This window comes from Porphyromonas levii (genome assembly GCF_018206105.1).
Classification (GTDB): Bacteria; Bacteroidota; Bacteroidia; order Bacteroidales; family Porphyromonadaceae; genus Porphyromonas_A; species Porphyromonas_A levii.
Map to the genome: position 1 here is coordinate 1 of NZ_JADRGN010000047.1, position 13,369 is coordinate 13,369.

Genomic DNA, 13,369 nt, shown 5'->3' on the forward strand with positions numbered 1-13,369 from the left:
TTTTGGTGGTTTGCGGAGCCATGTACAGTACTCGCCCAAGAGGAAATCTATAGGTATCGTTTCGCTTGCACTACCTTCTGTGAGAATTGTTTTGCAGTGCGGGAGATATTGATTAGTTTTGTAGAGAAAAAATATTTCAAACATATTACCTATAGTAATGGAAGAGACCAGAGAATTTGTACTGGATAGCACTTTGCCAGTGTATCCAGAGTTTGTCAAGGGGATCAGACGTGCCCCAGACCGTGGCTATCGCTTGACTAAGGAGCAGACCAAGGTGGCGCTCCGCAATGCCTTGCGCTATGTACCCAAAGAGCTTCATGCCGAACTTGCACCTGAGTTTTTGGAGGAGCTAAAAACTAGAGGTAAGATATATGCTTACCGTTATCGCCCAGAAGGAACTCTTAAGGCGAAGACTATCGATGAGTATAAAGGAAAGTGCCTAGAGGGTAAAGCCTTCCAGGTGATGATTGATAACAACTTGTGTTTTGATATCGCCCTTTATCCTTACGAATTGGTTACCTATGGTGAGACAGGGCAAGTATTTCAAAACTGGTTGCAGTACCGACTTACTAAGAAGTACCTCGAGGAACTAACCGAGGATCAAACCCTCGTGATGGCAAGTGGTCACCCGCTAGGGCTATTCAAGAGTCACCCAAGTGCCCCACGCGTTATTATTACCAATTCTATGATGGTCGGTCTGTACGATAATATAAAGGATTGGGAAGTGGCAGCTCAGATGGGTGTAGCCAACTATGGACAGATGACTGCTGGTGGCTGGATGTATATAGGCCCACAGGGCATTGTACATGGTACATATAATACGATCCTCAATGCTGGAAGGCAGAAGTTGGGCATTAAGGAGGATGAGAACCTTGCTGGAAAGCTATTTATCTCCTCTGGTCTTGGAGGTATGAGTGGTGCTCAGCCTAAGGCTGCCGATATTGCAGGAGCGGTATCTATCGTTGCTGAGGTGGATAAGAGCCGTATCGCTATCCGCCACGAGCAGGGGTGGGTGAATCATGTAGCACATTCGCTGGAAGAGGCTTTCGAGATGGCTCGCAAGGGTATCGAGAGCAAGGAACCTACGAGTATTGCTTACCTTGGCAATATTGTGGATCTATTGGAGTATGCCTACGAGAAGGATATCCATATCGATCTCCTTAGCGACCAGACTAGTTGCCACGCAGTATACGAGGGTGGTTATTGTCCAGTAAGCCTTACCTATGAGCAGCGCACAGAGATGCTCTTCAAAGACCGTGAAGGTTTCGTAAAGGAGGTAGACAAAGGACTACGTCGTCACTTCGATATTATCAAGAAGCTCGTGGCTAAGGGGACTTACTTCTTCGACTATGGTAATGCCTTTATGAAGGCTTGCTTCGATGCTGGAATCACCGAGATTTCCCGCAATGGCTATGACGATAAGGATGGTTTTATTTGGCCTAGCTATGTGGAGGATATCATGGGACCTGAGCTATTTGATTATGGTTATGGTCCATTCCGCTGGGTATGCCTTAGCGGTAAGCATGAGGACCTCCTGAAGACTGACCATGCTGCTATGGAGTGTATCGATCCTAACCGCCGTGCACAGGATAGAGATAATTGGATCTGGATTCGTGATGCTGAGAAGAACCAACTCGTAGTGGGTACTCAGGCGCGTATCTTGTACCAAGATGCCCTAGGCCGTATGAACATTGCTCTGAAGTTCAATGAGATGGTGCGTAATGGCGAGGTAGGACCTATCATGCTCGGACGCGACCACCACGATGTGAGCGGTACCGACTCTCCATTCCGTGAGACCTCGAATATCCGAGATGGTAGTAATGTGATGGCAGATATGGCTGTGCATTGTTTCGCTGGTAACTGCGCTCGTGGCTTTAGCCTGGTAGCCCTCCACAATGGTGGTGGTGTAGGTATTGGCAAGAGTATCAATGGTGGATTCGGCATGGTGTGCGATGGCTCTAAGAGAGCCGATGAGATTATCCGCTCCTCTATGCTTTGGGATGTAATGGGCGGTGTAGCACGTAGATCTTGGGCACGCAACGAAAATGCAATGAGTACGGTAAAGAGCTTCAATGAGACCCATGCTGATGGCTATCATATCACGGAGCCTTTCCTAGTAGATGACGATATTATCAATAACTTAATACAATAATAAGGATGAAGAAGATTATGGAGTGCGTGCCTAACTTTAGCGAAGGCCGCAACAAGGAAGTAATGGAGGCGATTCTTGCACCACTACGCAATAAGGAGGGGGTAGTACTCCTCGACTACAGCAATGATGAGGATCACAACCGTATGGTAGTGACCCTTGTAGGGGAGCCACAGTCCCTTAAGGAGGCAGTGTTGGAGGCTGTAAGAGTAGCTGTTGCTAAGATAGACCTCACGAAGCATCAGGGGCAGCACCCTCGTATGGGCGCAGTGGATGTGATTCCTTTTATTCCTATCAAGGATGTTACTAAGGAGGAAGCTATCGAGCTATCTCACGAGGTCGGTAAGATTATCGGTGAGGAGATAGGCGTGCCTGTATTCCTATATGAGGACTCTGCTTCATCTCCTGAGCGCCAGAACCTAGCTAAGATTCGCAAGGGCGAGTTCGAGGGTATGGCAGAGAAGATTAAGCTCCCAGAGTGGGCACCTGACTATGGTAAGGCTGAGCGCCATGCCACAGCTGGTACTGTTGCTGTGGGCGCACGTATGCCGCTAGTGGCTTACAATGTGAACCTTGATCACCCCGATGTTGAAGTGGCTACAGCTATTGCCAAGCGTGTTCGCTTTATCGGCGGAGGTCTTCGCTTTGTAAAGGGTATGGGTGTAGACCTTACCGAGCGCCACCAGAGCCAGGTATCTATGAACCTTACGGACTATACTAGGACTGCTATCTACCGTGCGCACGAGATGGTACGCATGGAGGCTAAGCGCTATGGTGCTAATATCGTAGGCGCTGAGATTATCGGTCTAGTCCCTAAGGAGGCACTAGAGCAGTCTCTTGCTTACTATCTAGGTAAGGAAGCTATTGCTGAGGGCGAGTATCCCCTAGAGCAGCTTGCAGAGGAGATGACCAAGCACCTACAGCTTGAGGGCTTCTCTGTGGAGCAGATCCTCGAGTACAAGCTAATGAAGGCTAATGCGTAACGGAAAGCAAAAGGGTAGCCTATACCTCTATAATATAGGTCAGCTAGTCACCATGGCGGGAGGTCCTAAGAAGGGTACCGCCATGGGCGACATTGGCCTCATCGAAGGACCTGCAGTGCTAGTGATAGAGGAGGGAATTGTCACCTATGCTGGTAAGCAGTCGGAAGCGCCTTGTCCTAAGGAGCAGGGGATGGAGTTCGTTGATGCGCAAGGGCAATGCGTACTCCCTGGATTTATAGACTCCCATACCCACTTAGTATTTGGCGGGTTTAGAGAGGATGAGTTCCAATGGCGCTTGGCGGGAGAAAGCTACATGAGCATCATGGAGCGCGGTGGAGGGATTGCCTCTACTACCAAAGCGACTCGAACAGCAACCTTTGAACAACTATCGGATAAGGCAATAAAGCACCTCGATGATATGTTGAAGATGGGTGTGACTACCGTGGAGGCGAAGAGCGGATACGGTATGGATAAGGAGACGGAGCTACGCCAGCTGGAGGTGACACGTCATCTCGAGCAGACACATCCTATCTCGCTCTACAGTACTTACATGGGCGCACATGATACCCCTGTGGAGTACAAGGGACGCCCACATGAGTATATCGACTTTATCATCCGTGAGATGCTTCCTTTGGTAAAGGAGAAGGGGCTAGCGGAGTGTGTGGATATCTTCACGGAGAAGAATGTATTTGAGCATGATGATACGCGTAGACTCCTCAAAGCCGCCAAGGAGCACGGCTTCAAGGTAAAGATGCATGCCGATGAGATTGTTCATATCGGAGGAGCAGACCTTGCGGCTGAACTTGGTTGTCTCTCTGCCGATCACCTGCTCAAGATATCGGACGAAGGGATTAGCGCTCTAGCCAATAGCGAGACGGTGGCTACATGTTTGCCACTTACTGCGTTCTCTCTGATGGATGACTATGCGCCTGCGCGCAAGATGATAGACGAGGGTTGCTGTGTAGCGGTAGCTTCGGATCTCAATCCAGGTAGTTGCTTCTCTAGCTCTATCCCTCTGCTGATAGCCCTCTCTACTATTTACATGAAGATGACGGTGGAGGAGACGCTTTCGGCTCTTACAATCAATGCAGCAAAGGCTATCAATAGGCACGACAAGATAGGTAGCTTGGAGGTAGGAAAGGCAGGCGATGCCGTTATCTTGAAGTACCCCAACTACAAGTTCCTAAGCTACCATTTCGGCATGAACCTAGTGGATACCACGATTAAAAACGGAGTAACTTATAAATTCTAAGACAAAAGAACAGACATTATGATGTTGAAAGACCATACCCTAGTACAATTTAGTGATGTCACCGCTGGTAGCGATCCAGTACCTGGTGGCGGTAGTGTTTCGGCACTCGCTGGAGCTATATCCGCATCATTGGCTAAGATGGTAGCCAATCTCACTATCGGTCGTAAGAAGTACGCCGAGGTAGAGAGCGAGATGATGGAGGTGGCTACAAAGGCGGAGGAGATCCGTCAGAGCCTACTCAATGCCATTGACCGTGATAGCGACGCATATAATCTAGTTGCCGAGGCTTTCAAGATGCCAAAGGAGACCGACGAAGAGAAGGCTGCACGTAGTGCTAAGATACAAGAGGCTACTAAGGTAGCTGCCCTCGTACCTATGGAGGTAGCTAAGATGACTTATGACCTGATTCCTCTTATCGAGGCTGTGGTGATGAAAGGTAATCAAAACGCAATTACCGACGGTTGTATCGCTATGATGAACTGCCGTCTTGGCGTTCTCGGTGCCCTTCTCAACGTGCGTATCAACCTTGGAGGTCTCAAGGACGAGGCTTTCGTAAAGGAGCTTACTGCCGATTGTGAGCAACTCGAAAAGGATATCACCGATATCGAGCAGCGTATCCTCCAGCACACTTATAAGGCAATACAGTAAGTTATGAGAGTTGTTACACATCAGCCTTATACGCTCGGCGAACCTATGGAGTATGTTATCGGTCGTGATAAGCTCACGATTGAGTCTCTAGAGCGTGTTGTCTTTAGCAAGAAGGTTACCTATACCCTTGCTCCCGAAGCGATAACCCGTATACAGAAGTGTCGCGATTACTTGGATGCGAAAGTGGAGAAGAGCGATCGTCCTCTCTATGGTATCACCACAGGATTCGGTTCGCTTTGTAGCATCAGTATCCCTCAGGACGACCTTACTAAGCTTCAGGAAAACCTCGTGATGAGCCACTCATGTAGCTATGGAGACGAGGTAGCAGAGCCTATCGTTAAGCTCATGCTTATCCTCAAGGTTTATGCCCTTAGCCTAGGGCATAGTGGCGTGCAGGTGGATACCGTACAGCGCCTCGTGGATATGCTTAATGAGGAGATGTATCCTATCGTGTACGACAAGGGCTCTCTAGGAGCTTCGGGCGACCTCGCCCCTCTAGCGAAGCTCTTCCTCCCTCTTATTGGTGAGGGCGAAGTGTATTACAAGGGTGAGAGAATGGCTTCGGCTGAGGCTTATAAGAAAGCTGGTCTTCAGACCATTACCCTCAAGAGTAAAGAAGGACTAGCACTCCTCAATGGCACTCAGTTTATGAGCTCTCACGGAGTTTATGCTCTCATGCTTGCTCGTAGGGCACAGAAGGCAGCACTACATGTAGCTGCGCTGTCACTTGAGGCATTCGATGGTCTCTCTGCTCCTTTCTATGCTGGTCTGCATACTATACGTCCACACGAAGGGCAGTCTTATGTAGCAAAGACCATGCGTAACCTCCTCGAAGGCAGTAAGCTCCAAGAGCAAGCAAAGGCACAGGTACAGGACCCATACTCATTCCGCTGTATCCCTCAGGTACATGGCGCTTCTTATGATGCCTTGAAGTACGTTACCAGCGTCGTAGAGACAGAAATCAACTCCGTTACCGATAATCCTACCATCTTCCCGGATGAGGATATGATCGTATCTGGTGGCAACTTCCATGGTCAGCCTTTGGCGATTGTCTACGACTTCCTCGCAGTGGCGATGGCAGAGATAGGCAATATTTCCGAGCGTCGTACCGCACAGCTTATTCTTGGACTCCGTAATCTGCCTGAGTTCTTAGTGGCTAAGCCAGGTCTCAATTCAGGCTTTATGATTCCACAGTATGCTGCTGCTGCAATGGTGAGCCAGAATAAGATGTATTGCTTCTCTGCTGCTTCGGATAGCATCGTAAGTAGTAACGGACAAGAGGATCACGTCTCTATGGGTGCCAATGCAGCTACTAAGCTCCTGCCACTTCTCGACAACCTTTATGCAATCCTCGGAGTAGAACTGATGAACGGTGCTCAGGCTCTTGCCCTTCGCAAGGGAGCCGATAAGACCTCTGCCCCACTTCAGAAGCTCTACAACGACTTCCGAAAGGTAGTTCCCATGGTGCAGGACGACGTAGTGATGTACAAGCAGATGCAAGATGCCGCGGACTTCGTCTACAGCTACACCTTCTAGTGCTAGTATATAAATAGATAAAGGACACCAAGGATTAATTTCCATTGGTGTCCTTTATATTTTATTCAGTCGGAGATTACGTTAGGGGATTCAGTAGGGGGAGAGGTTCAGGTAGTGATAGGCCGAGTTGGAGGGCTAGCGACATCCAGCAGATGGGAGCAGGAAGCATAGGAATCCACTCTAGTCGTTGCTGGTTTTCATACTGCTTCTGAGAGAGATGCTTTTGCTCGTAACGGTTGACCGCTTCTAGGTAGTTGCGAGCAAGGAGATCGGGAAAGAGTAGGGGTGTAGCATCCTTGGGGGCTTTCTCATAGATCGTGCTCCCCTGCCATACAAAGCCGAAACGCTTATAATACGCCACCAGCCAATCCTCCGCAGGCACCAAGAATGCCAAAGCATACCCATCCATTCTCAGTTCCTCCAGCATCTCCTCCATAAACCACTTCATTACACCTTGCCCTTGGGCTCGCTCTGCAGTGCATACACTGTAGAGATATCCAGCCCTCAGAGAAGTCTCTTCCCGCCTAAGCCTTAGTTTGTAGTCCACAATCTGTGTAAAGGCAACTAGTCTACCCTCATCATCAGCAAGCAACTTGGTGTGCTGAGGTGTGGGCAGATGCTCCAGCTGTAGCAGGTAATAATCCCGATACTTGGCACCAAAGCTCTCGCATAGCAGTTCCACTATCTCCTGGTGCCTGCGAGTGTCGTCGCTCCTATAGCTAATCCTTTTCATACCTCACCACTGCCGTGTGCTTATCCAATATCTTCATTGGGTAGTAAGAGAGCTTCGCTTTCCTAAGCCCAGGCAGACCAAGATCCTCCTCTCTATTGACACGGACATACTGCTCAGGCAGGTGTCGTACAAACTCTTGGTTGATGATTGTAAAAGAGCCCTCGTACTCCGTATTTGCCTTCTCTATATGCACTCCGAAACAATGGGGGTTAATCTGAATCCCTAGAGTAAAGGCAATAATCTTGCCATCCACCCGAATACAGCCACCTCTCAGCCCTATCGCTTCCTGATTCTCAAGGGCACGGCGAACCATAATGCGCTCCTCATCCATCCCTTCTGTGTCCTCTGTCTCATCGTACCACACTTGGTAGAGCTCAGCACACTCGGCAGCATTTGCCTTGGTGATCTCTTCGTATTGGTAGTCTGGGTAGAGACGCTTAAACTTATTGATGTGATTGCGCTTAGACTGGAGTTTCTTTCCCGAAAGCGTCTCTAGCTTTTCACGCTCATATAGGTAGTCGGCATTGTCCCTATTATTGATTACATGGATATCCGTAGGCTTAGTAGCCACGATAGCCTCTAAGGCACTGTCTTGTACCGCCATCAAGGTTAAGTGCTGATCAATATCCTCTATAGATGCTTCCATATCCCTCAGGACCTCACCTAGGTCTCCATTTCCTATGGGTGTCAAGAAAGCCGTGCGCCCAGTCTCCTTACTCCTAAAGCGTACCACCATCATCCCTTTGTGAAACGCCACAGAAGTTTGGTATAGAAATCCCCAGTTGTACAGATTCCCAAATGAATAGTCGCAATTGCAATAGGGGTTCCCCTCGAGATATGCCAATATTTGATCCCTATCCTCTAAGCACACCCTATGAAAATCAATCTTATCAGCCATATATTTTATCTTACTGTCTCTGTCAAACTATTTCGCTACATACAAAGATACTAAAATACTCCTGCCAGTGTATTTGTTACGTAGATAAATCGCTAGCTCCCTAAGCACTTTCCGTGACCTATAATACTACGCTCTCTGAATCGCTAGAGTAGCCAAATTTATTCCTAGGAATAAATAAAACTTTTCCTAGAGATAAATATTTTTATTTGTACAGAAAAATAAATTTATTCCTAGGAATAAATTTCTCTAGTTGCGCGAGCCGCTGTGGGTGCGCGCCTTATAAGCATTCGGAGATAGGTAGAGCGGGGTCGTGATGCCTTATTCTGCCATTTTCATAACTATGGTATGTACCCTACAACTGAAGCAATTCCCGCATTGCCCCCAAAAGTAGAGAAAGATGGTGGTCTATGTGGCGGCGGGGCAGATTATTGGTATCTTGTACCGTATTACAGACGAAAAGAAAGATATGGAGAAGAACCTCTACCTGATAGATGCGTATGCAATGATTTACCGTGGGTTTTATGCAATGATGCGGAGCCCTAGGGTCAATTCAAAAGGACAAGACACTACTGCCGTCTTTGGATTTCTCAATACTTTTGAGGAGATCGTAAAGCGTGCAGAGGGGCACCGCCTAGCAGTTGTCTTTGATCCCCCAGGAGGTACTTTTCGCAGTGAGATGTACGAGGCGTACAAGGCACAGCGAGAGAAGACCCCCGAAGGGATTTCTTTTGGGATACCTTATATCAAGAAGCTTATCGATGCCTTTGGTATCCAGCGCTATGAGGTAGAGGGATATGAGGCGGATGACGTGATTGGTACCATTGCTACACAGGTGGGGGCTAAGTATCCCGAGATGAAGATCTTTATGATTACGCCCGATAAGGACTATGGGCAATTGGTTACCCAAAATGTACATATCCTTAAGCCTGGTCTGAAGGGCGGTTTTGAGGAACTTGGTCCTAGCGAGGTGACGGAGCGGTATGGGCTCCAAAATACGTCTCAGGTCATTGACCTCCTAGCCTTATGGGGCGATGCCTCCGACAATGTACCTGGTGTGAAGGGCATTGGAGAGAAGATTGCGGCTAAGCTGTTGGGTGAGTATGGAGATATAGAGGGTATCTACGAGCATATCGATCAGCTGAAGGGGAAACAGAAGGAAAATCTCATAGAAGGTCGTGAGCAATTAAAGCTCTCTCGGGAGCTAGTAACGATTCATGCCAATGTACCTGTGACGTATGCGCTGGAAGATATGTTGCCTAGGGAGACTAACCTGCAGGCGCTTGCAGACCTATATGAAGAGCTAGAATTCCGCTCCAAGTTGACGAAGCTCCAAGGCAATGTTGCGGCACCAAAGAGTGGCGGGGCACGTACTCTTTTTGACCAAGATGAGCCTAAGACAACGCCCACTCAAGTGGTGGAGAGTAGCTTCGATTCCATCGATACTTGGGGGGCGAAGTACCACCTAGTAGAGGAGGAAAAGGATATAGATGCTCTTGTGGAGCGGCTGAGCCAAGCAAAGCAGTTTGCCTTTGATACCGAGACGGATAGTCTTGATGGTATGAGCGCTGGCATTGTAGGTATTTCCTTTGCCATAGAGGAGGGCGAGGCATGGTATGTGCCACTCTCTGCGCTATCGATGGAGGCTAGGATTCAGCTCTCGGTTTTCCAAGAGGTATTTGCCAATCCTAATATTCTGAAGATAGGGCAGAACCTAAAGTTTGACCTCAAGATGATAGAGCGCTTCGGGGTACAACCCGTAGGTCCTTACTGGGATACGATGATTGCCCACTATCTGATACAGCCCGAGCTACGGCATGGGATGGATGCCATGGCAGAGAGCTACCTCAACTACCGCCCTATCCCGATAGAGGAGTTGATAGGGGCAAAGGGGAAGAACCAGAAGAGTATGCGCCAGCTGGCTCCACAGTCTATCTATAAGTATGCCTCGGAAGATGCCGATGTCACACTTCGGCTCTATGGCAAGCTGAGAGAGGAGCTAGAGCGAGAAGGTCTGGAGGATCTATTTTATAAGCTCGAGATGCCACTGATGGAGGTACTCCTAGAGATGGAGAAGACGGGGGTAAGGCTAGATGCTAAGCGACTCACCGAGACGGTAGAGGAGCTCAATACCGAACTGGCACAGTTGGAGCACGAGATCTATAGGGCTGTGCAGCGGGAGTTCAATATCAATTCACCAAAGGAGGTGGGAGAAGTGCTCTTCGACCACATGCAGCTGGTAGAGAAACCCAAGAAGACCAAGACAGGACAGTATGTGACCCGAGAGGAGGAGCTACAGAAGATTGCGCACCTTCACCCAGTGGTCGGGATGATTCTCCGCTACCGTGGTCTGAGGAAGCTCGTGAGTACCTATATAGAACCACTACCATTGCTTATCAATAAGCAGACAGGGCGGGTACATACGACGTACAACCAGACATCGACTGCTACAGGCAGACTCTCTAGTACGGATCCCAACCTTCAGAATATCCCGGTTAGGGATGAGGACGGTAGGCAGCTACGTAGAGCCTTTACTAGCTTACACCCTGAGCGGGGCGACCTTTATGTCTCTGCCGATTATTCGCAGATAGAGCTACGATTGATGGCGCACTTCTCTGGTGATGAAGCGATGATAGAGGCCTTTAGGAGCGGTACGGATATACATGCAATGACGGCAGCCCGTATCTATCATACCGAGCCGAGCGAGGTGTCCTCTGAGCTACGGCGCCGTGCCAAGACTGCGAACTTCGGTATCATCTATGGTATCAGTACCTATGGGCTCAGTAGTCGCCTAGGGATTGCTTTTGGGGAGGCAAAGGAATTGATCGAGGGTTACTTCCGTACCTTCCCTGGTGTACAGAAGTATATGCAAGATGTAGTAGCGCGAGCCAAAGAGCAGGGCTACGTGGAGACGATTATGGGGCGCAGGCGTTTCCTTATGGATATCAATTCACAGAATAGTATAGTGCGCGGCTTTGCGGAGCGCAATGCTATCAATGCGCCGCTCCAAGGTTCGGCAGCAGATATCATTAAGGTAGCTATGATTCGTATTCAGAAGCGCCTCCAAAAGGAGGGCTTCAAAGCGAAGATGATGCTACAGGTACACGATGAACTCAATTTCTCTTGCCCTCCCGATGAGAAGGATAGGCTTGTGGCGATGATCCGTGAGGAGATGGAGGGGGTCTGCCCTGAGCTTCGTGTGCCCCTTACTGTGGATGTTGGTGTGGGGGAGAACTGGCTCGAAGCGCACTGACGATGAAGCGATGGTTGTTCTTACTTTGTCTTATCCTCTCTGCCCCGATGGTAGAAGGGCAAGAGGCGGTGGAGCTACTATTGCAGGAGCTAGAGGACGAGGCGGAAGCCGAATGGCTAGGTTCTTTCCTCGCCGAACGCCTTGCGCATCCTCTGGATATCAATAGCGCATCGGAGGCAGAACTATTGGAGCTGCCCTATTTCGATACATTCTTTGTGCGTAACCTTCTGCTAGAGCGTAGTCGCCGAGGCGGGAGGTTTCGCTCTATTTACGAACTTAAGGAAGTACAGGGTGCTCCGCTCCAACAGCTTCCATTGCTCGAACCCTTTATAGTCGCTGGAGAAAGGGAGGAGAGACCGCAATTGGCGCAAGAGTTATTCGCTGGGTTCGAGGGACAATTGCCGTTACGTAGGGATCAATACCGTGGGATAGGATGGGGTACTCGGTATGCAGGTAGTTTTGGGGCTCGACATACATGGAGCGTACTGGCAGGTAAGGATAGGGGCGAGCCACGCAGGGTCGATTATCTCTCTGCCAGCTACCGATATGAAGCTGCGCATTGGTCGGTGATTGCAGGCGACTACAGGGTGAGCGCAGGGCTAGGGATACACTTGGGGCAGAGCCTCTCTTACTTCTCCAGAGCAGAGATTGTGGGGCAAGCACCAATGCTTAGCCGTCGTGTGCTTAGGCAACATAGCAGTTTCCGAGAATACGGTTTCCTTCGTGGCGTGGGCGCTAGTATAGACCTTGGCGCCCTCAATGTCGTATTGTTTGGAGGCACAGAGCCTATCGATGCTCGTGTGGAGGGCTCAAAGGTTGTTACGCTCTACCCCGGGGGTATGCACCGAACAACGGATGAAGTAGCCCGAAGGCATGCGGCACAGAGGGCTACTGTTGGTGCTGTGATAAGCTATCGCGTCAAGGCTATGGAGGTGGGCGGTACAGCGATGGTTCAGCGGTATCTTTCTCCTAAGTTCGAACCTATGCAGGCGCCCGATAGACACCAACAAATGCAGAACGGTTCACTCTTTTTCCAATATCAGAATAGACGATGGAGGATAGCAGGCGAAAGCCTTTTAGCAAAACGAGAGGGGCTCTCTAGCCTTGCCACTATTAGCTATTACACTGATAGGTTGGGACGAGTGTCTCTCATGGGACACTACTCTGGTGATCAGTCTTTTACACCTTACGGATTCCGACAGGGCAAGAGGGGCGTTCAGGCAACTTGGGTAGGAGAGTTGGCTCGCTGGTGGCGTGGCATGCTCTATTTGTCTTATTCGGATAAGGGGTGGGGTACTACGGCAAGGGCTGAGTACAACTATGATAAACATGTGTTTAGAGCACGCCTGAGGTATGCCCGTGAGCGTGCTACGGGAAGGCTAACCCACCAGTACCAATTCAATGAACAACTGGTATGGCGCTCGGGGCTCAATCTCTCGCGAACAGCTTGGGGCGCTTTCGTTCGGGGACAGTGGTCGTTTGCCCAAGGATTGCGGATAGAAGGCGGACTACAATATTTCAATACCAATGGCGGTGTGATACGCGCCGACCAGCCCTATATGCCGTGGCGGTATTACGTGCCGATGCTTAGGGGCAAAGGGTTGCGAGCAACGGCTCAGGTGCGTTATAAGGTACAGGCGGCACAAGTCTATCTCCGCACTGCCCATGTCTTTTATAGTGAAGCACCGCATTCTCCTCAGCCTTCTCTGCTAGAGTTATCGACTACCATCAGATTCTAAGGTATAGAGTATCCCTTACAGATTGTCTTATTTGTCAACGTTAATAGAGCCGTTATCAAGTTATATTAACGTGAGTTCGACCTAAGAAAAGAGACAAAAACCAGAGGTGAATATTTGCTCTAATGGACTAAAATAGAGGCGATTATATTAGGAAAAGTGGCGAATTATTTGTATCTTTATG

9 protein-coding genes are annotated in these 13,369 nt (G+C 49.3%); 7 read left to right on the forward strand and 2 right to left on the reverse strand.

Going from position 1 to position 13,369, the window contains the following annotated elements:
* The first annotated feature begins 157 nt into the window (after window positions 1–157).
* From IX315_RS08485 to hutH, 5 genes are read left to right on the forward strand one after another with little or no spacing between them, the layout of a single operon-like run.
* On the forward strand, window positions 158–2,152 hold the full coding sequence (locus IX315_RS08485; protein WP_211637336.1) for a urocanate hydratase: 1,995 nt from the start codon (window positions 158–160) through the stop codon (window positions 2,150–2,152).
* A gap of 5 nt (window positions 2,153–2,157) precedes the next feature.
* The gene (ftcD, locus tag IX315_RS08490; protein WP_211837364.1) at window positions 2,158–3,132 is read left to right on the forward strand and encodes a glutamate formimidoyltransferase; all 975 of its coding nucleotides are present in this window, start codon (window positions 2,158–2,160) and stop codon (window positions 3,130–3,132) included.
* Window positions 3,125–4,384, forward strand: a complete 1,260-nt coding sequence (gene hutI / locus IX315_RS08495) for an imidazolonepropionase (protein ID WP_018358651.1) — start codon at window positions 3,125–3,127, stop codon at window positions 4,382–4,384. Before ftcD ends, hutI begins: the two co-directional genes overlap by 8 nt.
* A gap of 18 nt (window positions 4,385–4,402) precedes the next feature.
* Window positions 4,403–5,032, forward strand: a complete 630-nt coding sequence (locus tag IX315_RS08500; protein ID WP_026215698.1) for a cyclodeaminase/cyclohydrolase family protein — start codon at window positions 4,403–4,405, stop codon at window positions 5,030–5,032.
* 3 nt (window positions 5,033–5,035) lie between these two features.
* Window positions 5,036–6,568: a histidine ammonia-lyase gene (gene hutH, locus IX315_RS08505; RefSeq protein ID WP_425325377.1), complete on the forward strand. Its 1,533-nt coding sequence runs from the start codon at window positions 5,036–5,038 to the stop codon at window positions 6,566–6,568.
* A 76-nt stretch (window positions 6,569–6,644) separates the two neighbouring features.
* Here the strand turns inward: hutH and IX315_RS08510 are convergent, their stop codons facing one another.
* Window positions 6,645–7,301: a GNAT family N-acetyltransferase gene (locus IX315_RS08510; protein ID WP_211637332.1), complete on the reverse strand. Its 657-nt coding sequence runs from the start codon at window positions 7,299–7,301 to the stop codon at window positions 6,645–6,647.
* Window positions 7,288–8,199, reverse strand: coding sequence for a DUF2156 domain-containing protein (locus IX315_RS08515; RefSeq protein WP_018358655.1), 912 nt, complete (start codon window positions 8,197–8,199; stop codon window positions 7,288–7,290). The genes IX315_RS08510 and IX315_RS08515 overlap by 14 nt, the downstream gene beginning before the upstream one ends.
* 466 nt (window positions 8,200–8,665) lie before the next feature.
* On the opposite strand from IX315_RS08515, the gene polA reads away from it, so the two are divergent.
* Complete coding sequence (polA, locus tag IX315_RS08520; RefSeq protein ID WP_211637337.1) at window positions 8,666–11,449, forward strand: DNA polymerase I; 2,784 nt, start codon at window positions 8,666–8,668, stop codon at window positions 11,447–11,449.
* Between the two features lie 2 nt (window positions 11,450–11,451).
* A complete protein-coding gene (locus IX315_RS08525) occupies window positions 11,452–13,188 on the forward strand; it encodes a TonB-dependent receptor (RefSeq protein WP_211637330.1) in 1,737 nt (578 codons plus the stop codon).
* Window positions 13,189–13,369 lie beyond the last annotated feature (181 nt).